The 25,591-nt window shown below is 65.9% G+C and carries 24 protein-coding genes; 9 read left to right on the top strand and 15 right to left on the bottom strand.

The annotated features are described in order from the left end of the window. Positions 1 to 115: 115 nt before the first annotated feature. The 7 genes from C4E04_RS10000 to eno all read right to left on the bottom strand — a co-directional run bounded on the left by C4E04_RS10000 (position 116) and on the right by eno (position 7,113). On the bottom strand, positions 116 to 1,501 hold the full coding sequence (locus C4E04_RS10000; RefSeq protein ID WP_109597266.1) for a pyruvate dehydrogenase complex dihydrolipoamide acetyltransferase: 1,386 nt from the start codon (positions 1,499 to 1,501) through the stop codon (positions 116 to 118). 82 nt (positions 1,502 to 1,583) lie between these two features. Continuing rightward, positions 1,584 to 1,880 carry a DUF5076 domain-containing protein gene (locus C4E04_RS09995; protein WP_109597265.1) on the bottom strand — a complete coding sequence of 99 codons (297 nt, stop codon included), beginning with the start codon at positions 1,878 to 1,880 and terminating at the stop codon, positions 1,584 to 1,586. Between the two features lie 4 nt (positions 1,881 to 1,884). Beyond that, a complete protein-coding gene (locus tag C4E04_RS09990) occupies positions 1,885 to 3,336 on the bottom strand; it encodes a pyruvate dehydrogenase complex E1 component subunit beta (RefSeq protein WP_109597263.1) in 1,452 nt (483 codons plus the stop codon). A gap of 46 nt (positions 3,337 to 3,382) precedes the next feature. Further along, positions 3,383 to 4,450 carry a pyruvate dehydrogenase (acetyl-transferring) E1 component subunit alpha gene (gene pdhA, locus C4E04_RS09985; RefSeq protein WP_109597262.1) on the bottom strand — a complete coding sequence of 356 codons (1,068 nt, stop codon included), beginning with the start codon at positions 4,448 to 4,450 and terminating at the stop codon, positions 3,383 to 3,385. A gap of 155 nt (positions 4,451 to 4,605) precedes the next feature. Further along, entirely contained in the window at positions 4,606 to 4,935 is a 330-nt protein-coding gene (locus C4E04_RS09980) for a septum formation initiator family protein (RefSeq protein ID WP_109597261.1), read from the bottom strand. Positions 4,936 to 4,979: 44 nt separating this feature from the next. Further along, complete coding sequence (locus tag C4E04_RS09975) at positions 4,980 to 5,681, bottom strand: hypothetical protein (RefSeq protein ID WP_162559345.1); 702 nt, start codon at positions 5,679 to 5,681, stop codon at positions 4,980 to 4,982. Positions 5,682 to 5,829: 148 nt separating this feature from the next. Beyond that, entirely contained in the window at positions 5,830 to 7,113 is a 1,284-nt protein-coding gene (eno, locus tag C4E04_RS09970; protein WP_109597257.1) for a phosphopyruvate hydratase, read from the bottom strand. Between the two features lie 121 nt (positions 7,114 to 7,234). Here eno and queF point away from each other — a divergent pair, with 121 nt between their 5' ends. Next, on the top strand, positions 7,235 to 7,687 hold the full coding sequence (gene queF, locus C4E04_RS09965) for a preQ(1) synthase (protein ID WP_109597256.1): 453 nt from the start codon (positions 7,235 to 7,237) through the stop codon (positions 7,685 to 7,687). Here queF and C4E04_RS09960 read toward each other — a convergent pair. From C4E04_RS09960 to tpiA, 7 genes are all read right to left on the bottom strand, one after another. Next, a complete protein-coding gene (locus C4E04_RS09960) occupies positions 7,669 to 8,841 on the bottom strand; it encodes an MFS transporter (protein WP_109597254.1) in 1,173 nt (390 codons plus the stop codon). The genes queF and C4E04_RS09960 overlap by 19 nt on opposite strands. A 115-nt stretch (positions 8,842 to 8,956) precedes the next feature. Further along, positions 8,957 to 9,799 carry a 3-deoxy-8-phosphooctulonate synthase gene (gene kdsA, locus C4E04_RS09955; RefSeq protein WP_109597253.1) on the bottom strand — a complete coding sequence of 281 codons (843 nt, stop codon included), beginning with the start codon at positions 9,797 to 9,799 and terminating at the stop codon, positions 8,957 to 8,959. Between the two features lie 300 nt (positions 9,800 to 10,099). Continuing rightward, positions 10,100 to 10,504 (bottom strand): DUF350 domain-containing protein, encoded by a 405-nt coding sequence (locus C4E04_RS09950; RefSeq protein ID WP_109597251.1) that lies wholly within the window; start codon positions 10,502 to 10,504, stop codon positions 10,100 to 10,102. Positions 10,505 to 10,561: 57 nt separating this feature from the next. Continuing rightward, entirely contained in the window at positions 10,562 to 11,428 is an 867-nt protein-coding gene (locus C4E04_RS09945) for a VOC family protein (protein WP_109600982.1), read from the bottom strand. Positions 11,429 to 11,494: 66 nt separating this feature from the next. Next, a complete protein-coding gene (locus C4E04_RS09940; protein WP_109597249.1) occupies positions 11,495 to 13,123 on the bottom strand; it encodes a CTP synthase in 1,629 nt (542 codons plus the stop codon). A 102-nt stretch (positions 13,124 to 13,225) separates the two neighbouring features. Beyond that, positions 13,226 to 13,651, bottom strand: coding sequence for a preprotein translocase subunit SecG (gene secG / locus C4E04_RS09935; protein WP_109597248.1), 426 nt, complete (start codon positions 13,649 to 13,651; stop codon positions 13,226 to 13,228). 198 nt (positions 13,652 to 13,849) lie between these two features. Continuing rightward, on the bottom strand, positions 13,850 to 14,617 hold the full coding sequence (gene tpiA / locus C4E04_RS09930; protein ID WP_109597246.1) for a triose-phosphate isomerase: 768 nt from the start codon (positions 14,615 to 14,617) through the stop codon (positions 13,850 to 13,852). A gap of 146 nt (positions 14,618 to 14,763) precedes the next feature. Here tpiA and C4E04_RS09925 point away from each other — a divergent pair, with 146 nt between their 5' ends. The 8 genes from C4E04_RS09925 to lexA all read left to right on the top strand — a co-directional run bounded on the left by C4E04_RS09925 (position 14,764) and on the right by lexA (position 23,239). Next, positions 14,764 to 16,653, top strand: a complete 1,890-nt coding sequence (locus tag C4E04_RS09925) for a peptidylprolyl isomerase (protein WP_245416283.1) — start codon at positions 14,764 to 14,766, stop codon at positions 16,651 to 16,653. Positions 16,654 to 16,657: 4 nt separating this feature from the next. Next, complete coding sequence (gene trpE / locus C4E04_RS09920; protein ID WP_109597169.1) at positions 16,658 to 18,178, top strand: anthranilate synthase component I; 1,521 nt, start codon at positions 16,658 to 16,660, stop codon at positions 18,176 to 18,178. A gap of 58 nt (positions 18,179 to 18,236) precedes the next feature. Beyond that, a complete protein-coding gene (locus tag C4E04_RS09915; RefSeq protein WP_109600980.1) occupies positions 18,237 to 18,866 on the top strand; it encodes an aminodeoxychorismate/anthranilate synthase component II in 630 nt (209 codons plus the stop codon). 6 nt (positions 18,867 to 18,872) lie between these two features. Further along, positions 18,873 to 19,886: an anthranilate phosphoribosyltransferase gene (gene trpD, locus C4E04_RS09910; protein ID WP_109597167.1), complete on the top strand. Its 1,014-nt coding sequence runs from the start codon at positions 18,873 to 18,875 to the stop codon at positions 19,884 to 19,886. 11 nt (positions 19,887 to 19,897) lie between these two features. Next, positions 19,898 to 20,698: an indole-3-glycerol phosphate synthase TrpC gene (gene trpC / locus C4E04_RS09905; protein ID WP_109597165.1), complete on the top strand. Its 801-nt coding sequence runs from the start codon at positions 19,898 to 19,900 to the stop codon at positions 20,696 to 20,698. Beyond that, positions 20,695 to 21,171 carry a cyclic pyranopterin monophosphate synthase MoaC gene (gene moaC, locus C4E04_RS09900; protein WP_109597163.1) on the top strand — a complete coding sequence of 159 codons (477 nt, stop codon included), beginning with the start codon at positions 20,695 to 20,697 and terminating at the stop codon, positions 21,169 to 21,171. The genes trpC and moaC overlap by 4 nt, the downstream gene beginning before the upstream one ends. Before the next feature lie 10 nt (positions 21,172 to 21,181). Continuing rightward, positions 21,182 to 22,426, top strand: a complete 1,245-nt coding sequence (glp, locus tag C4E04_RS09895) for a gephyrin-like molybdotransferase Glp (protein ID WP_109597161.1) — start codon at positions 21,182 to 21,184, stop codon at positions 22,424 to 22,426. A 108-nt stretch (positions 22,427 to 22,534) separates the two neighbouring features. Next, complete coding sequence (gene lexA / locus C4E04_RS09890) at positions 22,535 to 23,239, top strand: transcriptional repressor LexA (RefSeq protein WP_109597159.1); 705 nt, start codon at positions 22,535 to 22,537, stop codon at positions 23,237 to 23,239. Here the strand turns inward: lexA and C4E04_RS09885 are convergent. Then, positions 23,217 to 25,499 (bottom strand): ComEC/Rec2 family competence protein, encoded by a 2,283-nt coding sequence (locus C4E04_RS09885; protein ID WP_109597157.1) that lies wholly within the window; start codon positions 25,497 to 25,499, stop codon positions 23,217 to 23,219. The two genes, lexA and C4E04_RS09885, sit on opposite strands and share 23 nt — an antisense overlap. Positions 25,500 to 25,591: the final 92 nt, after the last annotated feature.

The raw sequence follows: 25,591 nt of genomic DNA, 5'->3' as shown, positions 1-25,591 counted from the left end.
CCAGTCGTTATCCCGGCTTCGCGCAGCGATAGCCGGGATCTTTGTCAGGAAAAGGCGCTAATCTCGTCGCGCGATCCCGGCTCTGCGCTGACGCTTCGACCGGGATAACCTCTTCTTAAACCAGCATCCCCATCGGGTTCTCGATGAGCACCTTGAAGGCCGCGAGCAGTTCTGCGCCGAGCGCACCGTCCACGACGCGGTGGTCGCAGGAGAGCGTCACGGTCATGGCCTGCACCACAGCCGGCGCGCCGTTCTTCACAACGACCCGCTGCTCGCCCGCGCCAACGGCGAGGATCGTGCCCTGCGGCGGGTTGATGACGGCCTGGAAGTTCTTGATGCCGAACATGCCGAGGTTGGACACCGCCGTAGAGCCGCCGGAATACTCTTCCGGCTTCAGCCGCCGTGTGCGGGCACGCCCCGCGAGGTCTTTCATCTCGGCCGAGATGGCCGTGAGCGTCTTCTGTTCGGCCTTGCGGATGACGGGTGTGAACAGGCCGCCCTCGATGGCAACCGCGACACCCACATCCGAGTGCTTCATCTTCAGGATACGGTCTTCCGCCCAAACGGCATTGGCGTTCGGCACACGCTGGAGCGCGATGGCGAGCGCCTTGATGACGAAGTCGTTCACCGAGAGCTTGTAGGCGGGCTTGCCGTCCTTGTCCTTGGTCGCGGCGGCGTTGATCTGCTCGCGCAGCGCCATGAGCGCATCGAGCTCGCAATCGAGCGACAGGTAGAAATGCGGCACCGTCTGCTTCGACTCGACGAGACGCTTGGCGATGGTCTTGCGCATTCCGTCGAGGGGCACCTCCTCATAGGTGCCGGCCTCGAACATCGCCTTCACTTGGTCGGCGCCCATGCTCGGTGCGAGTTGCGGCGCGGCGGGCTTTTCTGCAGGCGCTTGCGCGGGAGCTGCGGCCGGTTTCGCGGTGCCGCCGGAGATCGCTGCGCGCACGTCTTTCTCGACGACACGGCCATGCGGGCCGGAGCCCTGGACCGACGCGATGTCGAGGCCAGCCTCCTTGGCGATCCGCCGGGCGAGCGGAGACGCGAAAACGCGGCCGCCCTCCGCGGCCCCGTCAGGCCGCGCCGGACCCGCAGGTGCCTGATTCACGCGGGCATCCGCCATCTGGGCCGGCGGAGCGGCTGGAGCAGGCTGCGGTGCGGGTGCGGGTGCAGGTTGAGGCGCCGGGGCGGCCTCTGCCTTTGCGGCGGGTGCTGGCGCATTCGCGGCCGGGGCCGTGACGCTCTTCGGGTCCTCGCCCTCGCCGGCGATGAGCGCGATGGGCTGGTTCACCGGCACATCGGCCGTGCCCTCGGGCACCAGGATCCGGGCGAGAACGCCCTCGTCCACTGCCTCCACTTCCATGGTGGCCTTGTCGGTCTCGATTTCGGCGATCACGTCGCCGGACTTCACCGTGTCGCCTTCCTTCTTCAGCCACTTGGCAAGGTTGCCCTTTTCCATGGTGGGCGAAAGCGCAGGCATCAGGACATTGATGGGCATGGCGTTTGAGGATCCTGATCGAAAAGAGGGTCGTTGAACCACGTTGTCGTGCCGGAGAGCGGGTATTCGCCTCCGGCACCGGTTAGTTGATGGCCTGGGACGAGCCGGGATCCGAAGGATCCTCCAGCTCGGCCTGGATGCCGGCGACGATCTCCCGCATGGCCTCGTCCTCCGAGAGGTCGGTTTCCATGGCGTAGATCCGGGCCGCATGGCGGGCGAGGTCCACGAGGAGCACGCCCCAGGTGAACGGATCGTCGAAGGCGCGGCGCAGCGCAATGCTGACCGCCCCCTCCGACACCGAAGCCCTCAGGATTTCGACGCCGCCCTTTTCGAGGACATCGGGCGGAACGTTGAGAGCTTCGAACTTCCGTTCAGCCATGACATCACCTGTAGCAGACGGCCTTCACGGCCTGGACGACCTCGGCCACCGACGGGAGCGCCAGCTTCTCGAGGTTGGCCGCGTAAGGCATCGGCACGTCCTTGCCGGTGATGCGCACGACCGGAGCATCGAGATAGTCGAAGGCCTGCTCCATGATCCGCGCGGCGATTTCGGCGCCGACGCCGGATTGCGGATAGCCCTCTTCCACCGTCACGCAGCGGCCGGTCTTCATCACGGAAGCCACGATGGTCTCGGTGTCCATGGGACGGATGGTGCGCAGGTCCACCACCTCGGCCTGGATGCCTTCCGCTTCCAGCTCCTGAGCAGCCTTGAGCGCGTAGGTCATACCGATCCCGAAGGACACGATGGTCACGTCCTTGCCCTCGCGATGGATGCGCGCCTTGCCGATCGGGACCGTGAAGTCGTCCAGCTTCGGCACCGGGAAGGACTGCCCGTAGAGAATCTCGTTCTCCAGGAAGATCACCGGGTTCGGATCGCGGATCGCGCTCTTGAGGAGACCCTTGGCGTCGGCGGCCGTATAGGGCACCACGACCTTGAGGCCGGGGATCGCCGAATACCACGCCGCGTAGTCCTGGCTGTGTTGGGCCGCGACGCGAGCCGCTGCGCCGTTGGGGCCGCGGAACACGATGGGACAGCCGAGCTGTCCGCCCGACATGTAGAGGGTCTTGGCCGCCGAGTTGACGATCTGGTCGATGGCCTGCATGGCGAAGTTGAAGGTCATGAACTCGACGATCGGACGCAGACCCGTGAAGGCCGCGCCGACCCCGACGCCAGCAAAACCGTGCTCCGTGATGGGCGTGTCGATAACCCGGCGGGCACTGAATTCCTGCAGCAGCCCCTGGGTGACCTTATAGGCGCCCTGGTACTCGGCCACTTCCTCGCCCATGACGAAGACGTTGCCATCCCGGCGCATCTCTTCGGCCATGGCGTCCCGCAAGGCCTCGCGCACCGTCATGGTGACCATCTCGGTGCCCTCGGGGACCTCGGCCGACGCGTCATAGCCGCCACGGTTCGCCACGACCGCCGGAGCGGCCGGGGTCGACAGGGGCGCCTGCTGGGGACGCTCCGCAGGGGCCGGCCGGTCGGTCATGCCTTCCGCCTGCATGTCCGGAACCGGAGCGGGCTGCTGCCCTGCCGGAGCGGGGCCGTTCGGCTGGGCGGGCGCCTTGGCGGCCGCTGCCGACACGTCCTCACCCTCGCCCGCCAGAATGGCGATGGGAGTGTTGACGGCCACGTTGTCGGTGCCGTCCGAGACCAGGATCTTGGCCAGGACACCTTCGTCCACCGCCTCGACCTCCATGGTCGCCTTGTCGGTTTCGATTTCCGCGAGAACGTCACCCGGTTTTACCGAATCGCCCTCTTTTTTCAGCCACTTGGCCAGCTTGCCCTGCTCCATGGTGGGAGAAAGGGCGGGCATGAGAATGTCGATCGCCATGGAAGACTCTTGTGTGATTGTCGCTGAGGCGAAGCGCTCCGGCGCTTTAACGCGCCGGCTCGAGAACGATGTCGGTATAGAGCTCCGACGGATCGGGTTCGGGATCGTGCGTGGCGAACTCGGCGGCCTCGTTCACGATCTCGCGCACCTTGCTGTCGATGGACTTGAGCTCGTCCTCGGACAGCTTCCAGCTCTCCAGGAGACGGCGGCGCACCTGCTCGATGGGATCGTGTTCCTCGCGCATGCGGGTCACCTCGTCCTTCGTGCGGTACTTCGCCGGATCGGACATGGAGTGGCCGCGATAGCGATAGGTCTGCATCTCGAGGATATAGGGGCCCTTGCCCGAGCGGGCGTATTCGATCGCACGCTGGCCGGCCGCATAGACGGCACGCACGTCCATCCCATCCACCTGCTCACCGGGGATGTTGAAGGACACGCCGCGCTTGGAGAAATCCGTCTGCGCGGAGGCACGGTTCACGGACGTACCCATGGCGTAGCGGTTGTTCTCGATCACGTACACGACAGGTAGCTTCCACAGCTCCGCCATGTTGAAGCTCTCGTAGACCTGGCCCTGGTTGGCGGCACCGTCGCCGAAATAGGTGAGGCAGACGCTGTCGTTCTCCCGGTAGCGGTTGGCGAACGCGATGCCGGTCCCGAGGGACACCTGAGCACCGACGATGCCATGGCCGCCGTAGAAGTGCTTCTCCTTCGAGAACATGTGCATGGAGCCGCCCTTGCCCTTGGACAGCCCGCCGCGGCGGCCCGTGAGTTCGGCCATCACGCCCTTCGCATCCATGCCGCAGGCCAGCATATGGCCGTGGTCCCGGTAGCCGGTGATGACCTGGTCGCCATCCTTCGTCGCCATCTGCATGCCGACGACGACAGCTTCCTGGCCGATATAGAGATGGCAGAAGCCGCCGATGAGGCCCATGCCATACATCTGGCCGGACTTCTCCTCGAAGCGGCGGATCAGGAGCATCTCGCGATAGGCGAGGAGGTCCTGGTCCTTTTCGAATTGTGGGGAGTTAAGAGCCTGTTTCGCTGAGCTCTTGGGAGTGGACTTGTTGGCCGTGCCGGATGCGGCGCGGCCTGCCTTGCGGGCAGCAACAGCCATCGGGTCCTCCGAAGGGTTTCCTCGACGAAAGTTCTAGCGCAGACGGTATCGGAAAGCGAGAGGGCCTAAAACGCGTTTCAATACTACGGTGAACAGGTTAAATTACTGTCACAGTTAAATTATTCTCGATTAACTTGAATTCAGTTAAATGGAAATTACGGCTTTGACTCCGCGTTTCCGAGCATAATCACGAGATCGTTGCGGTGCACACGTCCAAGGATGATCCTGGCGCGTTCGTCCAACAGGTCGCGGTCGATCTGGTCGCTCCGGAGCAAAGCGATGCGCCGCTCCCAATCCGTCCTCTCGGTCTTGAGGACGTTGAGCTCCTTGGTCAGCTCGTCCGCCTGAGCCTCATAATGCTCCCGCGCCTCGAAACCGCGGGCACCGCTATGGGCATGATGCACGAAATAAGCCGCGACCGCCGCCGAGATGCTGTAGAGCACCAGCGGAATCAGAATTCTTCGTGCGCGCCTGCGAATGACCATGGCTTATCCTTACACGGTCATGGTTAAGGAGCGGTTGAGAGGACTCAATCGTTCAGATGCACGACGATTTTCCTCAAGCGAATTTTCCGCGCTAGGTCGGGCGGCACGTTGGACGAACTCAGAGCGTAATCTTCAACTGCCTTGATGTTCTTTTCGACATGTTCGAGCGAGTCGGGGATGTCGAGCCAAAGGTCGAGGCCTTTGAATATGTCCTGCCGGGGCATTCCAAAGACGAAGCCAGCGGCGTCACAGGGACACACGGAAAATTCGAACGGCTTTCCTGCGGCCGCCTCAAGCCCCTTCAGGTCCATCCCCAGTCGAATGCCCTTTGTTGACCGCCACGCTGTCGGCTGGTTGGGCTCCTTCCTGAAATCGCGCTGAATAATCACGTTTTGCGGTCCGGTCGGATTGGGCATGCCCAGACATTCCTTAACGTCTTCCTGAGTCATGCCCCGATAGACCTTGTCCATGGAGCCCCATGTAATGAAGGCCATTTCGAGCGATCCTGGAAAGATAGCCGACCCGCATTGATAGACGTCCTCCTCAATATGAACCATGAGGCGGACGACCTCGCCCGGCCGCAAGGAAGCCTTAAGCTGAGCTTCGCTGGTGTCTTTTGTAATCGGCCCGGCCCGCCTGCCTGGCTCGATGATAAGTTCCGGCGCCTTGCAGCCCGTGTTGCAGGCTTCAGCGGGGTGAGAGAGGAAGAGGCTTGCGCCGAGCAATACGCCAGCGTTCATCTTCATCAATGAGTGGATCAAACGACGCTTCCCGCTTGTTGATGATATCCAGCCCATAGAAAATGCCACGGATTATCGTTACATTATATAACTGTTCGCACCAAAAAGAAAAGGGCCGCTTGAGGCGGCCCTTTTCTACCAAAATGCCGTTATCTTACATGAGAGCCTTCAGGGCCGCGCGGCCTGCATAGCGTGCCTGCTCGCCGAGCTCCTCCTCGATACGGATGAGCTGGTTGTACTTGGCGAGCCGGTCGGAACGGGCGAGCGAGCCGGTCTTGATCTGCCCGCAATTGGTCGCGACGGCGAGATCCGCAATGGTCGAGTCCTCGGTCTCGCCCGAGCGGTGAGACATCACGGCCGTGTAGCCGGCGCGCTGGGCCATATCGACGGCCGCGAGGGTCTCGGTCAGGGTGCCGATCTGGTTCACCTTCACGAGCAGCGAATTGCCGACGCCCTTGCGAATGCCGTCCGAGAGGCGTGTCACGTTGGTGACGAAGAGATCGTCGCCGACGAGCTGGCACTTGGCGCCTACGAGGTCGGTCAGGATCTTCCAGCCTTCCCAGTCGTCCTCGGACATCCCGTCCTCGATGGACGCGATGGGATAATCCTTCACGAGTTTCGCGAGATACTCGGCCTGCTCCTGGGGAGAGCGCTTTTTTCCTTCGCCTTCATAGACATAGGCGCCGTTCTTGAAGAATTCGGTCGAAGCGCAGTCGAGGCCGATGACCATGTCCTTGCCGGGCTTGTAGCCGGCCTTCTCGATGGACGCCATGACGAAGTCCAGGGCCGCCTCGGCGCTCGGAAGGTTCGGCGCGAAGCCACCCTCGTCGCCCACATTGGTGTTGTGGCCGGCGTCCTTGAGGGCCTTCTTGAGGGTGTGGAACACCTCGGCACCCATGCGCACCGCCTCAGACAGGGTCGGGGCGCCCACGGGCAGGATCATGAATTCCTGAAAGTCGATGGGATTGTCCGCATGTGCCCCGCCATTGATGATGTTCATCATCGGGACCGGCAGGACCCGGGCCTGGGTGCCGCCCACATAGCGGTAAAGCGGCAGGGTCACGGCGTCGGCGGCTGCCTTTGCGACCGCGAGGGAGACGCCGAGGATCGCGTTGGCGCCAAGGCGCGCCTTGTTGGGCGTGCCGTCGAGCTCGATCATGGTCTCGTCGATGAGGACCTGCTCCTCCGCATCGAGACCGCCGATGGCATCCAGGATCTCGTTGTTCACCGCGTCGACAGCTTTCGTGACGCCTTTGCCCAGATAGCGCTTCTTGTCGCCATCCCGCAGTTCGACCGCCTCATGCGCGCCCGTGGAGGCTCCAGACGGAACGGCGGCCCGGCCCATGGAGCCGTCTTCGAGGGTTACATCCACCTCGATGGTGGGATTGCCTCGGCTGTCGAGGATTTCGCGGGCGTGGACGTCGATGATTGCGGTCATGAACAAGCTCCTCAGAAGGCGGAAGGTGCGGCCTCACGTCGTTCTCTGGGCTTATTGACCGAAACGCGCAGGTGGGCAAGGACGGCGCAACGGTTCAACACAGCATTCAAGGACAGACACCGTGACGGATCCCACCCTCCAGCTCGGTCATGCAACCGCCCTCCCCGGCAATCCCGATGAGGCGAAGCTCGACCGGGTTCCGAATCCCCATCAGGACACGGATTATCTGGCCCGTTTCACGGTGCCGGAGTTCACCTCCTTGTGCCCGGTGACCGGCCAGCCCGATTTCGCCATCCTGGTGATCGACTACGTGCCAGGCCCCTGGCTCGTCGAATCGAAGTCGCTCAAGCTCTACATGCACAGCTTCCGCAACCATGGCGCCTTCCACGAGGATTGCACGGTTGCGATCGGCAAGCGGCTGGCCGGGCTGCTGGAGCCGCGCTTCCTGCGCATCGGCGGCTACTGGTATCCCCGCGGCGGCATCCCGATCGACGTTTTCTGGCAGACGGGCGAAATGCCCAAGAACCTCTGGCTGCCCGATCAGGGCGTCGCGCCCTACCGTCCCCGGGTCTGAAACCGGGGCAGCATCAGCACCACCGAGGCCGTGACGCCGACGCCGAGGATCACCGCGGCGGCCGTCCCGGTCGAAGCCGCAAGGCCTGCATGGCGCAGGCCGAAGCCCATGAACACGACACCAATCGCCTGGCCCACGAAGAACGAGAAGGCGTGGAGCGCCACCGCCGAGGCCCGGGCCTTGGGCGCCACCTCGGTGACCTGGGCCTGGAAGGTGTTGTGGAGCATATAGAAGCCAAGTCCCAGGAGGATCATGGCGGCGCCATAGAACTTCCAGTCGGCCGTGTGGCCGAGGGCCACTAAGGCGAGACAGGCGCAGATGCCGCCTGCCACCAGGAGCCGCGGAATGCCGAGCGTCCTGAGGAGCCAGGTCACTAAAAGCGAATAGACGAGGCCACCCACGGCGAAACCGCCGATGGCGAAGCCTGCCTGGGCAGCGCCTCCTCCGCCGCTCTGCTCCAGGAGCGGCGCGACGTAGGGGAAGATCCCGAAGATCGCGACGGCTTCCACGAACACGAAGCCGAACAGGGCGAGCGCCCGGGGATTGGACAGGATGTCCCGGTAGCGCAAAATCGCGGCGCCCATGTCGAACCGGCCGCCCGCGGGCGCATCCCGAAATCCGACGATCGTGGCCGCAAGCGCGGCCGCCATGAGCCCCGTGGAGAGCGAGAAGACGCCGCGCCAGCCGATGAACTCGGCGATCAGGCCTGCAAAGGATGACCCGGCAAGCTGGCCTATGATGATGGCCACGAGATAGCGGCTGAGTGCCACCTGGCGCTGTGCCATCTCGACCCGGTCGCCGATGAGCGCGATGGAGAGGGGAACGGCGCCCCCTGCGGCCGCACCTGCCAGGATGCGCAGGCCAAAGAGGCTCGTCACATCGGGGGCCATGACAGATCCGGCGAGCGCCAGGAACAGCAGCGCCAGCGCGACCTTCATCACCCGCTCCTTGCCAAGCGCGTCCCCGACGGGACCGAGGATCGGCTGGATGAAGGCGTAGGGCAGCGCAAAGGCTGCGGACAGGAGCGCAATCGTCTGCGGGCTGGTGGCGAAGTCCCGCGCGATGATCCCCACCATCGGCTCCACGGCCCGGGACGAGAATGTGCCTGCAAAGCCGCTGACGGCGAGAATCCGGATCAAGTTGCGCGACGACATGGCTCTCGGAGGGGCGGCGTGAGGAGGGATTGTCCCCTTAGCACGGCCGAAAGCCGGAGCCGAGGGCCGGCAACGCGCACCTGCCCTCGTCAAAAAGCATGAGCGAAGCTCGCTCTCAGGCGGATTTCGCCAGGGCGTCGTAGGCCTTCAGGCGGGAGAGAAGCGCTTCCATCTCCTTCAGGGGGACCATATTGGGGCCGTCTGAGGGCGCCTTGTCCGGATCCTGATGGGTCTCGATAAAGACACCCGCGACGCCGACCGCGACCGCCGCCCGGGCGAGGACCGGCACGAATTCCCGCTGGCCGCCGGAAGTTGCCCCCTTGCCGCCGGGCTGCTGCACCGAGTGGGTGGCGTCGAAAATCACCGGCGCGCCTGTCTCGGCCATGATCGGCAGGGCGCGCATATCGGACACGAGAGTATTGTAACCGAAGGAGACGCCGCGTTCGGTCAGCATCACGTTCGGGTTGCCGGCGCCCGTCACCTTGGCGGCCACGTGCGCCATGTCCCAGGGCGCGAGGAACTGCCCCTTCTTCACGTTGACGGCCCGGCCGGTCTTCGCCGCGGCGACCACCAGGTCGGTCTGCCGGCAGAGGAAGGCCGGGATCTGGAGCACGTCCACCACTTCGCCCACCGGAGCGCATTGCTCGATTTCATGCACATCCGTGACCACGGGAATTCCCAGCGCCTCCTTCACGTCGGCGAAGATCGCAAGGGCCTTGTCGAGCCCGATGCCCCGGCGGCTCGTCATCGACGTCCGGTTCGCCTTGTCGAAGGACGACTTGTAGACGAGGCCGATCCCGAGCTTCGTCGTAATCTCCTTGAGGGCCGAGGCCATCTCGAGCGCGTGCTCGCGGCTCTCCATGGCGCAGGGCCCGGCGATGATGCTGAGCGGGAGATGGTTGCCGAAGCGGACGGAGCCGACCTCGACGATTGCGGGGCTTTGTGGCGTGCTGTTCATGCGCGTCCCCCTATCCTGTTTTGGGTCTGGAGGCAAAGAGAAGACAGAGACAAGGCGCGACCTGTTTCCCTCCCCCTTGTGAGGAGGGACTAAGGGTGGGGGTGGCGGTGCAGGACTGAATCCAAGTTGGCGCTCGCACCCCCACCTCCAACTCCTCCCCAACGCAAGTCGGGTGTTCCCGACTTGCGTCTGATGGGAGCGGATCTCGAGTGTTCCCGAGATCCGTGGGGGAGGAGAGTATGTTGGTGCTTCCCGGGTCATTCTGGGCTCCGTTGTGCGGCCCCCGAATGACGGCGCGGCTCAAAACGTCATCGCGGCCGCGTTGATAATGCCGGCAGAGAGCGAAGCAGCGCCCAGGAACAGTGCAGCGGCCATCTCGCCCGAGGCGATCCGCTGGGACAGGTTCGGCATGACGATGCGCACGAGCCAGTACACGACGATCTGAACGGCAAGCGCCACGAGGCCCCAGATCAGGCAATCGACGATGGTCTGGGCATGGACGATGGCGCTGGCGAGCGGCAGGGCGAATCCAACGAGGCTGAAGCCTAGGGAGGTCGCGGCCGAGATCACGTTCTGCCGGATGAGCGCGAACTCGTTGTGCATGGTCGCCAGGGTGTAGATGGCGAGGTAGAGCGCGACCAGGATGGTCGCGATGACGAAGAAAATCAGGAAGTCGGGCAAGCCCGCCAGAGAAGAAGCCACGATCTGTCCCCCTTGGATCCGTATCGGCTGAGGGGGACCTCTAACAGGCCGGGGTTTATATTACGTTGCCTCGAACGCGATGGCGGCGCCCATCCCGGCGCTCGCCGGGACGACGAGCCGCGTGCCGATATGCGCGAAGGGTATCCCGGCCGCATCGAGCCATTTTGCCTGGCGCGAGACGTCGTCGACCCGCACCGCGAAGGCCACGAAGGATGGTTGGTCCATCTCGGCCTCGACGGAGCCATAGGTTTCACCGGCGTCGTCCGGCGTCATCACGTCCAGATGCCCGCCACCGGCCAGGCGATAGGACAGATCATGGAGGGACGGTTGGGTCGGCACCTCGCCCGTAAATGCCGACAGGAAGGCCTTGTGCCGATCGGGATCGGGAATTGACAGGGCAACGGCGATGACATCTTCTGCCCGGTTGTCATGGGCCTGGAAGGCGGGATTCCAGAAATTTTCAGGATAATGCTGCTGGCAGACGAAAAAGCCGGCCCGGCCTGCATCCGGCATGGACGCGAATGCGAGGCTGAAGGCCACTTTCACCTCAGAGCCGTCCGGCCGGGCACCTTTACGCTCGAAATGGAAAGGCTCGAAAGCGCCGTTTCCCGCCTTGGCGAAGCCCGCCGCGTCCGCCTCGGCGTCCTGGCTGTCGAGGACCAGCATCGCGAGACCTTCGCGACTCTTCAGGTAATCGCGCACGAAGGCACCGAAGCTGAACTGGCGCTCCGTGTGAGGGGCAATCTCCGCCCCCTCCCCGACCGTGATCAGCTCGATGAAGGACGACCGGAACTGGACGATCCGATTCTCCGTGCCCCAGGGATGGCGGTTCCGCGCCCCGACTTGGAAGCCGAGACGTTTGTAGAAGGCTGCCGCCTGATCGAGATCGCGGACGGCAACCACGAGATGGTCGATACGGCGGCTCATGTTCGGCATTCCCGAGATGGAGGGGCCGAGCCGTTCCGGCCCGGCGGGATTCAAGCGATTATTTGATCACACCAGCCGGCTCTGCTCCACGGCCGCGTGAATGAAGCTCTTGAAGAGCGGATGCGGCTCGAAAGGACGTGACTTCAGCTCCGGATGATACTGGACGCCGATGAACCAGGGATGGTCCTCGTATTCGACGATCTCCGGCAGAATCCCGTCCGGCGAGACGCCCGAGAAGCGCAGGCCCTTCGACTCCAGACGCTCGCGATAGCCCATATTGACTTCGTAGCGGTGGCGGTGGCGTTCGGAGATTTCGGTACCGCCGTAGATCTCGGCCACCTTGCTGCCGGGCTTCAGGCTCGCCTGATAGGCGCCGAGCCGCATGGTGCCGCCCAGGTCGCCCCCGGCGGCGCGCTTCTCCAGCTCGTTGCCGCGCAGCCACTCTGTCAGGAGGCCGACCACGGGCTCCGGGGTCGGGCCGAATTCGGTGGAGCTGGCATTCTCGATGCCGGCCAGCGACCGGGCCGCTTCGATCACGGCCATCTGCATGCCGAAGCAGATGCCGAAATACGGCACCTTGCGCTCGCGGGCGAAGCGGGCGGCGCGGATCTTGCCCTCCGCCCCGCGCTGGCCGAAGCCGCCCGGCACCATGATTCCATGGATTCCTTCCAGGAAGGGAGCCGGATCCTCTCGCTCGAAGATCTCGCTCTCGATCCAGTTGAGGTTCACCTTCACCTGGTTGGCGATGCCGCCGTGGTGCAGAGCCTCGATGAGCGACTTGTAGGCGTCCTTCAGCCCCGTGTACTTGCCGACGACCGCAATGTTCACCTCGCCTTCCGGGTTGTGAACTCGGCCGGAGATGCGCGTCCAGCGGCTGAGATCGGGCGCAGGCGCATTCTCGATCCCGAAGGCCGCGAGCACCTCGCTGTCGAGGCCCGCCTCATGATAGGCGAGCGGTACGTCGTAGATGGAGGGCGCATCCCGCGCCTCGATCACGGCCGTTTCGCGGACATTGCAGAACAAAGCGAGCTTGCGCCGCTCGTCCTTCGGAATTTCCCGGTCTGTACGGCAGAGCAGGATATCGGGCTGGATGCCGATGGAGCGCAGCTCCGCGACCGAGTGCTGAGTCGGCTTGGTCTTGAGTTCGCCGGCTGACGGAATGAAGGGCAGCAGGGTCAGGTGGGTATAGATCGCCTGGCCGCGATCGAGGTCATTGCCGAGCTGGCGGATCGCCTCGAAGAACGGAAGGCCCTCGATGTCGCCCACCGTGCCGCCGATCTCCACGAGCACGAAGTCGAAGCCCTCGTTGCCGGTCAGCACGAAGTCCTTGATGGCGTTCGTGACATGGGGAATCACCTGGATCGTGGCGCCGAGATAATCGCCCCGCCGTTCCTTGGTGATGATGTCGAGATAGATTCGGCCCGTGGTGATGTTGTCGGCCTTCGTGGCCGGCACCCCGGTAAAGCGCTCATAATGGCCCAGGTCGAGATCCGTCTCGGCGCCGTCGTCCGTGACGAAGACCTCGCCGTGCTGGTAGGGACTCATCGTCCCCGGATCCACATTGAGATAAGGGTCGAGCTTGCGAAGCCGAACCTTGTAACCACGAGCCTGGAGAAGCGCCCCGAGGGCGGCTGAAGCCAGGCCCTTGCCGAGCGAAGACACCACGCCGCCGGTGATGAATACGTACCGCGTCATGGACCCCTATCCATCAATAAAGAGCGCCGATTCGCAAGGGCGAACCCGGCCGCTCGATTGCCATCCACAAAAAGAGAGGGCCGGAAGCTCCGGCCCTGATCGTCACTGCGACTGAGGCACCTGCGGTGTCGCCGGCGCGGGGGCCGGAGCGGCGGGTGCCGGGGCCGGGCTGGCCGGCTGGTCTCCCTGCATGCGCTGGAGCTGCTCGAGGACGTTGCCGCCCTGCCCGCCCGCGGGGGCCTGTCCGGCCGGAGCCGCCGGGGCGACGCCGTCGATGATCGAACGGGGCGCGCCGCTCTGGCCTGCCATGATGGTCAGGGCGAGGCTCGTCAGGAAGAACAGGGCGCCGAGGATCGCCGTCGTCCGGGTCAGGGCGTTGGCCTGCCCGCGTCCGGTCATGAATCCCGAAACACCGCCTCCTCCTCCGCCGCCGAGGCCCATGCCGCCGCCCTCGGAGCGCTGCAGCAGAACCACGCCGATCAGGGCGAGGACTATGATCAGGTGAACAATGATGAGAACCGTTTGCATCGTTCCAAAAACCTCAAGCGGCCGCGCCGAAAGGCGTCAGCCGCTCGTGTGTATCTCTTCGTTGGCGCGGGCTGTAGCATAGGTGAGCACGGGATCAAAGACCCGCAAGCCCCCCTTTTGCCGCGACGGAAGGAATTTGAAAAGGGATCTGTCATTCCGGTTCCCACCGAGGGGCTCGGAATGACAGCCGAAGACCGGTCAGCCCAGATAGGCTCCGGCAATGGCCAGGAAGTCGGCGGCCACGAGGCTGGCGCCGCCCACAAGGGCGCCGTCGACGTTCTCGACGGCCATCAGCTCGGCCGCGTTGGAGGGCTTCACGGACCCGCCATAGAGGATACGGACCTTGGCGTGCTCACCCTTGCCGACCAGCTTCCGCAGTTCCTCGCGGATCAGGGCATGGACCTCCGCGACATCCGCAGGGGTGGGCGTGAGGCCCGTACCGATGGCCCAGACGGGCTCATAGGCGATGACCAGGTTGTGGCTGTTCGAGTCGGCCGGCACGGAGCCGCGAAGCTGCTTCTTGACCACCGCGAGGGCCCGCCCGGCCTCCCGCTCCTGCTGCGTCTCGCCGATGCACACGATAGCCGTGAGCCCCGCCCGGTGGGCCGCCAGGGCCTTGGCGCAGACGTCGGCGTCCTTCTCGTCATGGTACTGACGTCGCTCGGAGTGACCGAGAATGACATAGGATGCCCCGGCATCGGCCAGCATCTCGGCCGAGAGATCGCCCGTGAAGGCACCCATTTCCTTGGCATGGCAATCCTGCCCGCCGACAGCGACCCGAGAGCCCACCGCCATCAGGGCGAACATGCCCAGGAGTGTGGTGGGCGGGCAGACGGCCAGCTCGACCTTCGCCTTCAGGCCGGGCGTATAGCCCGCCTGAATCTCGCTCATCACCTTGGCGGAAGACTTTAATCCGTTCATCTTCCAGTTCCCCGCCACCAGCGGGCGCGGCCGATCGACGCTCATTCGGGCTCTCCTGTCACGCTTGATAATGTGGCAGTACCAGAGACTTGAAGACTCTTTCAACCGACTTGCCCTTTTCCCCGGGCCGCTGATCGGTTATCGCCCTCTCTAACGAGTTTCGAGAAAACGGGTTCGCTATGCTTCGAGGAATGCGCAAGGCCGGTCAGAGCCTGGTCGGCAAGACGTTCATGGCCATCTTCTTCGGCCTCCTGATCGTCAGTTTCGCGATCTGGGGCATCGGCGACATTTTCCGCGCGACCCCGCCCTCTTCGATCGCCCGAGTCGGCAAGACGGACATTACGATCGACGCCGTCCGCACGGCCTACAACAACGAGCTGCAACGCCTCGGGCGACAGTTCCGCACGGTCATCACGCCCGAACAGGCCCGGCTCTTCGGGATCGACCAGCAGGTCCTGTCGAATCTCGTGAACGAGGCGGTCATGTCCGAAGAGGCCAGGAAGCTTGGCCTGAGCGTGTCGGACCAGCTGGTCGCCCGTTCCATCACGGAGGATCCGGCCTTCCGGGGCGCTGACGGGCAGTTCAACCGCGCTCTCTTCGACCAGGTGCTCCGCAACGCCTCCCTCAGCGAGGCCGGATTTGTGCACGAACAGCGCAGCGCCATGGCCCGCATCCATCTGGCGGAGGCCATTGCGGGCGACCTGACCGTGCCGATGGCGGCCCGGGAAGCCTTCAACCGCTATTCCACCGAGCGCCGGACAGCCTCCTATTTCGTGCTGACCGCCGCCATGGCGGGCGAGATTCCGGCTCCGACCCAGGAGCAGCTCCAGAGCTTCTTCGACGAGCGCAAGGGCGCCTTCCAGGCCCCTGAATACCGCTCCCTTACGGCCATGGCCCTCGACGCGACCTCCCTGGCCAAGCCGGAATCCATAAGCGATGCCGATGCCCGCCAGCGCTACGAGCAGGAGAAGGCCAAGTTCGGCACCCCCGAGAAGCGCACGATCCAGCAGATCACCTTCCCGTCGAAGGAGGAGGCTGAGGCCGCCTTCAACCGGATCAAGGAAGGTGCGACCTTCGAGAGCATCGCGGAGGAGCGGAAGGTTCCGCCGCAGGATCTCGAGCTCGGCACCTTCACGAAGAGCGAGATGCTGGACCCGGCCGTGGCCGAGGCGGCCTTCTCGCTTCAGGAAGGGGCCACCAGCGGCCCCGTGGACGGTCGCTTCGGCCCGGTGCTCGTGCGCGTGACGAAGATCGCGCCGGAATCGGTCAAGCCCTTCGAGGAAGTGGCTGGAGAGATCCGCGCGGAGCTTGCCAAGGCGCGCGCCGGCGATCAGCTCGAATCCATCCACGATGCCATCGAGGACCAGCGGGCCGGCGCCCGTCCGCTCGCAGAGATCGCCAAGGAGAAGGGTCTCCCCCTCGTCCAGATCCCGGCCGTGGACAGCCAAGGCCTGGACAAGGCCGGCAAGCCCGTGGAGCTCCCCGGTCGCGATGCGGTCGTGAAGGCGGCCTTCGCGTCCGATATCGGCGTCGACAACGAGCCCCTGCGCATGCCCGACGGCGGCTATGTGTGGTTCGACGTGACGGGAATCGAGCCCTCCCGCGAGAAGACCCTGGACGAGGTCCGGGACCAGGTCGCCAAGCTCTGGCATACGGACGAGGTGTCCCGTCGCCTCTCCGAGAAGGCCCGCGGTCTGACGGAGCGCCTGGAGAAGGGCGAGGCCATCGAGGCCGTCGCCCAGGATGCCGGCGCCGCGGCAAAGAGCGCAGCCGACCTCGCCCGCGGCGTCGCCAAGGACGAACTGAACGCCGATGCGGTCACCCGCATCTTCTCGGTCCCGGTCGGCCAGCCCGGCAACGCCGCGTCCGGCGCCGAGACGCGGGCCGTGTTCAAGGTCACGGCTGCATCCGTCCCGCCCCTCGCGCCGACTTCCCAGGAGGCCCAGCAGATCGAAACCCAGCTCCGCAACGGCATGGGCGACGACCTGGTGAACGAGTACATCGCGCAGATCCGCAAGGATCTCGGCGTCACCATCAACCAGCAGGCCCTCCGCCAGGCCACGGGCGGCGGCGACCTTTGATCCCATGGTCGTCGCACCCGATTTCGAAACCTTCGCCGGAGCCTACGACAAGGGTCAGGCAGGCGTCCTGCGCACAACCCTCGTCGGCGATCTGCTGACCCCGGTCGCGGCTTTCCTGAAGCTGCGGCACGGCCGGAAGGGGCCCGCCTTCCTGTTGGAATCCGTCGAGGGCGGCGCCGTTCGGGGCCGCTTCTCGATGATCGGCCTTGATCCTGACCTCGTCTGGCGCTGCCAGGACGGTCAGGCCTCCCTCGACCGGCAGGCGCTTGCCCGCGAAGGGCGCTTCGAGCCCGACAAGCGGCATCCTCTTGAGAGCCTCAGGGCCCTGATCGCCGAAAGCGCCCTGCCGCTCGGCGATGAGCTGCCGCCCATGGCGGCGGGGCTCTTCGGCTATCTGGGCTACGACATGGTCCGCCTCATGGAGCGGCTGCCGGAGCCGAACCCGGACGTCCTGAAGGTGCCTGACGCGGTGCTTGTCCGCCCGACCGTCATGGTGGTGTTCGACGCCGTGAAGGACGAGATCTCCCTGATCACGCCCGTGCGCCCCCAGGCGGGGGTATCCGCCAAGGCGGCGTACGAGACGGCCCTCTCCCGGCTTGACGAGGTCGGGCTCGCCCTCGACAGCCCCATGCCCATCGAGGACAGGACCGACCCTTCGTCCGTCCATTTCGAGCCGCCGGTGTCGAACACGACGCCGGAGGAGTTCAGGGCCATGGTCGCGAAGGCGAAGGAATATATCCGCGCCGGCGACATCTTCCAGGTGGTGCTCTCCCAGCGTTTCGAGGCCCCCTTCACCCTTCCGGCCTTCGCCCTCTACCGGTCCCTGCGGCGGGTCAATCCGGCCCCGTTCCTTTGCTATCTGGACTTCGAGGATTTTCAGATCGTCTGCTCCTCGCCCGAGATCCTGGTGCGGGTCCGGGACGGCAAGGTCACGATCCGCCCGATCGCCGGAACGCGCCCCCGCGGTGCCACCGCGGCCGAGGACCGGGCCCATGCGGACAGCCTCCTGGCGGACCAGAAGGAACGCGCGGAGCACCTCATGCTCCTCGATCTCGGCCGCAACGACGTGGGCCGCGTCTCGGCCATAGGCTCGGTCGAGGTGACGGATTCGTTCTTCCTGGAATTCTACAGCCAGGTCATGCACATCGTGTCGAACGTGGAGGGCCGCCTCGACGAGAAATACGATGCCCTCGCGGCCCTCGTGGCCGGCTTCCCGGCCGGAACAGTCTCGGGCGCCCCGAAGGTGCGGGCCATGGAGATCATCGACGAGCTCGAGAAGCACAAGCGCGGGCCTTACGCGGGCTGCATCGGCTATTTCGGCGCCGACGGGCAGATGGATACCTGCATCGTGCTGCGCACGGCCCTGGTGAAGGACGGCCGCATGGCCGTGCAGGCCGGGGCCGGAATCGTCTACGATTCCGATCCGGCTTCCGAGCAGCAGGAATGCATCAACAAGGCCAAGGCCCTCTTCCGCGCGGCCGAGGAGGCCGTCCGCTTCGCGAGCCGGGCGAGGATCGGCCAATGAACGAGACGGCAACGCTTCCCTTGACCGGGCTTCGCCCATGCGCAAACGTCGGGGCGCCATGACCCGCGTTCTCGTCATCGACAATTACGACAGCTTCACCTGGAACCTGGTCCACCTCGTGGCGCCGCTGGTATCCGGCGTGGAGGTGGTGCGCAACGACGCGCTCACCACGGACGAGGTGCTTGCCGCCGATCCGGACGCCATCGTGCTCTCCCCCGGCCCCTGCACGCCCAACGAGGCCGGCATCTGCCTCGATCTTGTGGAGCGGGTGGGTTCGCGGATCCCAGTCTTCGGCGTCTGCCTCGGTCTTCAGACCATCGGCCAGGTTTATGGCGGCACGGTCAGCCGCGCGCCCTTGCCCATGCATGGCAAGGTGTCCGACGTGGAGCACCACGGCCAGACGATCTTCCGCGGCATCAACGGCCCGTTCAAGGCGACGCGCTATCATTCGCTCATCGTCGACCGGGAGACCTGCCCGGCCGGTCTCGCTGTGACGGCCGAGACCGCCGACGGGCTCATCATGGGCCTGTCCCACCGCCATCTGCCGGTGCACGGCGTGCAGTTCCATCCCGAGAGCATCCTCTCGGAGCACGGCGTCACCATCATGCGCAATTTCTTCGACCTCGCGGCCTCATGGAACGCCGCTCATCGCCAGGGACGCAACGGCGCTCCCGCGGCCGGGCACTGAGAACCAATGGAATCCTTCAAATCCTACCTCGCCAAGGTCGCCACCGGCGCGTCGCTGACGCGCGAAGAGGCCCGCTCGGCATTCGACGATATCCTGTCCGGCGAGGTCACCCCCGCCCAGAGCGGCGCCTTCCTGATGGCCCTCAGGGTCCGCGGCGAGGCGCTGGAGGAGATCGTCGGCGCCGTGTCGGCCATGCGTGGCCGGATGCTCAAGGTCAAAGCGCCCGAGGGTGCGGTCGACATCGTCGGCACGGGCGGCGACCATTCCGGCAGCTACAACATCTCGACCCTTGCGGCGATCATCACGGCAAGCGCAGGCGTCAAGGTCGCCAAGCACGGCAACCGCGCCGCTTCCTCGAAATCCGGCACGGCGGACGTACTCTCGGCGCTGGGCGTGAAGCTCGGGCTTGACCCGGAAGGGCTGGAGCGCTGCCTGAAAGAGGCGGGTCTCTGTTTCATGTTCGCCCAGACCCACCACGCCGCCATGCGCCACGTGGCGCCGGTGCGTGTGGAGCTCGGCACCCGCACGATCTTCAACCTGCTCGGTCCCCTGGCCAACCCGGCCTCGGTCTCCCGTCAGCTCCTCGGCGTGTTCTCGGAGGCCTGGCTCGACCCGCTGGCCCAGGTCATGAAGGAGCTCGGCGCCAAGAAGCTCTGGGTCGTGCACGGCTCCGACGGCCTCGACGAGATGACGACCACCGGCCCCACCCACGTGGCGGCGCTGGAGAACGGAACCGTGCGCCGCTTCACCGTGACGCCCGAGGAAGTGGGCCTGCCGGTCGCCAAGCTCGAAGACCTCAAGGGCGGCGATCCCGAGCACAATGCGGCCCAGCTGCGCGCGGTGCTGGAAGGGGCGCGCATCCCCTATCGCGATGTCGCCCTCCTCAATGCGGCCGCCGCCCTGGTGATCGCCGACGCGGCTCCTGACCTGCGCGCCGGCCTCGACCAGGCGACCCGCGCCCTTGACAGCGGCGCCGCCAAAGCGACCCTGATGCGCCTGGTCCAGGCATCGAACGCCTAAAGGAAGCCGCCATGAGCGACGTTCTCGCCCGCATCGAATCCTACAAGCGTGAGGAGATTGCCGCCGCCAAGGCCGCGATCCCGCAGGCAGAGATCGAGCGACGTGCGCAGGCGGCTCCCAAACCGCGCGGTTTCGCGGCCGCTATCGTGCGCCATCTGGCGGAGGAGCGTCCTGCCCTCATCGCGGAGGTGAAGAAGGCGAGCCCCTCCAAGGGCCTGATCCGGGCCGATTTCGATCCGCCCTCCCTGGCGAAAGCCTATGCGGAGGGCGGCGCGACCTGCCTGTCGGTCCTGACGGATGGCCCCTCCTTCCAGGGGCAGCCCGAATATCTGATGCAGGCCCGCGAGGCCTCCGGGCTCCCGGTCCTGCGCAAGGATTTCCTGTTCGAGCCCTATCAGGTCTACGAGGCCCGCGCCTGGGGCGCGGATTGCATTCTCGTGATCATGGCGAGCGTCACCGATGAGCAGGCCCGCAGCCTTGTCGAGACCGCCCACGCCCTCGGCATGGATGTGCTGGTCGAGGTGCATGATCGCGCCGAACTCGACCGCGCCCTGCCCCTCGGCACGAAGCTTTTGGGGATCAACAACCGGAACCTGCGTACCTTCGAGGTATCGCTCGGCGTGTGCGAGGAGCTGGCGCCCCTGATCCCGTCCGACCGGATCGTGGTGGGCGAAAGTGGCATCTTCACCCTTGCGGATATCGAGCGGCTGGGCCGCGTCGGCATCCGCACCTTCCTGGTCGGCGAGAGTCTGATGCGCCAAGCGGATGTCGCGGCAGCGACGCGGCGCCTTCTGTTCGGCGAGGCCGCATGACGCGGCTCACCCATCTCGACGCCTCCGGCGCCGCCAACATGGTGGACGTGTCCGAGAAGGAGGTGACGAGCCGGGCCGCCATCGCAGAGGGCGAAATCGTCATGCAGCCCGGGACCCTGGCGCTGATCCGCCAGGGAGACGCCAAGAAGGGCGACGTGCTCGGCACTGCAAGACTCGCCGGCATCATGGCGGCGAAGCGCACCCATGAGCTGATCCCGCTGTGCCACCCCCTCGCGATCTCCAAGGTAGCGGTCGACTGCACCCTGGACGACAATCTGCCGGGTGTGCGCGTGACCGCAGAGGTGAAGGTGTCCGGCCAGACCGGCGTCGAGATGGAGGCGCTTACGGCCGTCTCGGTGGCCTGCCTGACCGTCTACGACATGGTGAAGGCCGCCGACCGCACCATGCGGATCGACAATGTGCGCCTGCGCATGAAGAGCGGCGGGCGCTCCGGCACCTTCGAGGCGCCGTGAGGAGGCGCCCATGAGCCTGATTCCCGTCGAGGAGGCCCTCCGCCGGGTTCTGGACAGCGTCCCGGGACTGGTCGCGACCGAGCGACTGCCCCTCGGCGACTTCGCGGGCCGCACCCTCGCCGAGGACGTGACGGCCCTGCGGGACCAGCCCCCCTTCCAGGCCTCCGCCATGGACGGCTACGCAGTGCGCAGCACCGACTGCCCGGAGGCTCCCGTGACCCTGCGGGTGATCGGTGCCAGCGCGGCCGGCCGCCGTTTCTCCGGTACGCTCGGCCCCGGCGAGGCAGTGCGTATCTTTACCGGCGCCCCCCTGCCCGAAGGAGCCGACGCCGTCGTCCTCCAGGAGGACACGGCGGTGGACGGCGACCGGGTTGTGATTGCAGAGGCACCCCGTCCACTTCGCCATATTCGCCCGGCCGGCCTGGATTTCGGAGCCGGAGATGTCCTTCTCTCGGCTGGGACCCGGCTCGATGCCCGCCACATCGCCCTGGCGGCCGCCATGGGCCATGGGTCGCTCGCCGTGAGGCGCCGGCCGCGCGTCGCGATCCTCGCGACCGGCGATGAACTGGTGCGGGCCGGCGAGCCTGCGGGTCCGGATCAGATCGTGGCGTCCAGCCTCCCGTCCACGGCGGCCATCGTCGAGAAGGCCGGCGGCGAAGCTCTGGACCTTGGGATCGCCCGCGACACCCTCGAATCCCTGGACGAACGGATCGAAGCGGCCCGTAAGGCTGAGGCCGACATTCTCGTGACGCTGGGCGGCGCCTCGGTCGGGGAGCACGACCTTGTGCAGAAGGCTCTGACCCGTCAGGGAATGGACCTGGGCTTCTGGCGCGTTGCCCTGAGACCCGGCAAGCCGCTGATGCACGGCCGCCTCGGGAAGACCCTGCTCCTCGGCCTACCGGGCAATCCCGTCTCGACCCTGGTCTGCGCCATCCTTTTCCTCGTTCCGGCAATCAGGGCCCTGTGCGGTGATCCTCAGGCAGGTGCAGACCCGACCGAAGGCGCGATTCTCGGTGCCGACCTTCCGCCGAACGGCGAACGCCAGGACTATATGCGAGCCGCCCTGGCGCTCCGCGAGATTGAGACCGGCTCCGGTCTGCTGAGCGTTCCCGTGGTGTTGCCGCACGAGAGGCAGGATTCGTCCATGCTCGGCATTCTCGGGCGCTCGGACGCCCTCCTGGTCCGGCCGCCTCATGCGCCCGCCGCTCGCGCAGGCGAACCCTGCCGCATCCTGCGGCTGGCGCGATTTTGTTGAATCTGTTCCTCCGAGCGTAGCCATAGGCTTGCAGAACACAGCAAGAACAGCTAACCTGTTCCTGCTTTGTTTTCAGAATCGCTCCTGCTGGAGCAGTAAGGGCCAGCCATGCTGACGCGCAAACAGCACGAATTGCTCCGCTTCATTCATGAGCGGCTGCGGGAATCAGGCGTTCCGCCATCCTTCGACGAGATGAAGGACGCGCTCGATCTCAAATCGAAATCCGGCATCCACCGCCTGATCACGGCTCTGGAGGAGCGGGGCTTCATTCGGCGCCTGCCGAATCGGGCGCGTGCCCTCGAGGTGATCCGACTGCCCGAGACGGTGGGCGGCCCGGCCGGGCAGAAGCGCTTCACCCCGAGCGTGGTGGAGGGCGGCCTCGCCGGAAAGGCCAAGCCGGCTCCCGCGCCTGCTCCGGAGGAGAGGAACCGCGATATCGCGATTCCCGTCATGGGCCGGATCGCTGCCGGTACGCCCATCTCGGCCATCCAGAACCGCAGCCATTCGATCACCCTGTCCAACGACTTCCTCAGCCAGGGCGAGCACTACGCCCTCGAGGTGCGTGGCGACTCGATGGTCGAGGCCGGCATCCTGGACGGCGATCTGGTGGTGATCCGCAAGCAGGACACGGCCAATACGGGCGACATCATCGTGGCGCTCATCGACGACGAGGAGGCGACCCTCAAGCGCTTCCGCCGCCGCGGCTCGTCCATTGCGCTGGAAGCCGCCAACCAGGCCTACGAGACCCGCGTCCTCGGCCCGGACCGGGTCAAGATTCAGGGCAAGCTCGTCAGTCTGGTTCGTCGCTACTGACATCTCCCTCGGGGAGATCCTGCTCCGGAACCGGCCGCACCGCCTGCGGCCGGTTTTTCGTTTCAGGAGTGGGCGGGATCTCTGCCCTGGCGAGAGAAGCGATCTCGGTTCCCTTGCGCACGGACCGGATCTCGACCCTATCGCCGCTCAGGAACCGCAGAGTCATGGCCCCTCGCGCCGCAAGAGCTTCCCGGTCGATGACGAGGCCGGCATCGCAACGGGGCGGCGCCTTGAGTTTCGTCAGGATCACCGTTGCACGGTGGCAATCCTCCTCGAGGGCGGCAATGTCCTGCACGAACGCGACGGAGTGGCGATCCGCACCTTCGACGACGCAGCCGCCCCGGTCGCAGCGGGCCTCCCGCCGCAACGAGTCGTCCCCGGCCCGGCGACCGTCCCCGTCCGCCCGCAACCATTGCTCGGTCACGAAATCCGAGGGGCGTCCCACCAGGGTGAGCATGCCTCCCGCATGGCGGATGGCCGCCCCCGCCCCTTCCCGGTCAATGAAGACGTCGTAGCGGTTGGGCGTCGCCACCGCGAGGCCCGCGCCCATGGGCAGAGGCGCAAGCCAGCGCAGGGACGATGCCGGAAGGGTCAGGAGGAGTAGCGCGGCGCTCATGAGGGCCAGGGCCGCAAGGCCGAGGGCCGGAACCGTCAGGCTCGCCCCGTCGATACCGCCGACCCAGGCCGAGACGTCGAGGACCCGGTTCACCGCAAAGCCCATGACCTGCCAGACAGGACGGTCGAGACCGAACGGATAGGCCAGGACTCCGAGCAGGGCCGCAGGCATGACCACTATGGAGACGAGAGGCAGCGCGAGCGCATTGCCGATCAGCCCATAAGGATTGACCGTCTGAAAATGGTAGGCCGCGAAGGGCGCGGTCGCGAGGCTCGCCACAAGCGTTGTGGCGAAGAGGCCGATTCCCCGCCGCGCCGTCCAGCGCAGGGCAGATCCAAGCGGGGTAGCAGGCTTGTCGCTCGCACCGATCCGCGACAGGAGGGGCGCCACGGCCGTGAGAGCCGCGACCGCTCCGAAGGACATCTGGAAGCTCGGCCCGAGCAAGGCCTCGGGCTCCCGGACAAGCACCAGCAGCGCCGCAACCGAGAGGTTGCGGATGCTCAGGGCTGGCCGGTCGGCGAGCACGGCGCCGAACATCACGAGAGTCATGACCAAGGAGCGCTCCGTCGCCACGTCGGCGCCCGTGAACACGCAATAGGCGGAGGCTCCCACCATCGCCGCGAGAGCCGCGATCTTCTTCACGGGCCACAGGAGCGCTGCGGCGGGAAACAGCGCGAGACAGGCCCGGATGAGCCAGAAGAAGGTTCCGGCCGCCAGGACCATGTGGAGGCCGGAGATCGACACGATGTGATAGATGCCGGCAGCACGCAGCACGTCGTTGGTCGGCTCGCCGATGAGGCCCCGCTTGCCGGTGACGAGCGCCGCGCCCACGCCGCCCGCCGGACCGCCAATGGCCGAGGCGATCCGTTCCGTAAGGGCATTGCGCGCCGCATCGATCCGCGCGGCCGCCGCCAGAAGCCAGGGCCGGCCCTCCGGCGGCTCCAGAACCTTTGCGGTTCCCAGGAGCGAGCCCACGGCCCCAATCTCCCGGAAGCGGGCATCTCGGCCGAAATCGTAGCCGCCAGGCCAAGCGGGCTGTGGCGGCGGGAGAAGACGCGCCTTCGCGTTGACGAACTGCCCCGGAGCGAGATGATCTCCCGCTCGGGTGGTGACCCGCGCATAACGCGGCGTAGCATCGGCCGGAACGCCTTCGATCTTTGCGACCCGCAGAAGAAGCCGGCGCCCCTGGCCTCGCTCCTCCACGGTCTCGATGAAGCCCGATACGGACGCGATGGTCGTCCGGGCAAGGACCGGAGCATCGACGGCTCGAATGCGGAGACCGCCAGCCAGGAACCCCGCGAAGACGGCCGTCAGGCCGATCAGCAGGGCCATCGCCACAAAGCTGCGCCTGCACAGCCAGGCTGCCGCCATGGACAGGATGCCCCCCGCCAAAGGCGCCGCGAGCGAAGGCTCCTCGGCCTGGAAGAAGAGCAGGATGCCGAGCCCGAAGGCCACGGCGATCCAGGGAAAAAGCCGGCGCTGCGCCACCTCCCGCGTCAGCTCGCCTCCGATCCAGGCCGGGACATCCGGGAGGCGAACCGGGAGAACCGCCAAGTCCGTGAGCCCGCGCCCCAGAGGCAGCGCCACGGCCCGCGCAGCAAGGCGCGGCAGGGGGCGGGTCTCTTTCGTATCGGTTTCGGCCATCGGTGCGGCTTAACGTCGGGGTGGTTTACATGGTAGACGACCCCACGTTCCGGCCAAGTCCACCCTGTGGATTCGTGCCGATGGCTCCTGCC

It is taken from the genome of Microvirga sp. 17 mud 1-3, from assembly GCF_003151255.1.
Taxonomy (GTDB): domain Bacteria; phylum Pseudomonadota; class Alphaproteobacteria; order Rhizobiales; family Beijerinckiaceae; genus Microvirga.
The sequence above is the reverse complement of the archived record's forward strand: the minus strand, read 5'-3'. Positions and strand labels throughout refer to the sequence as shown.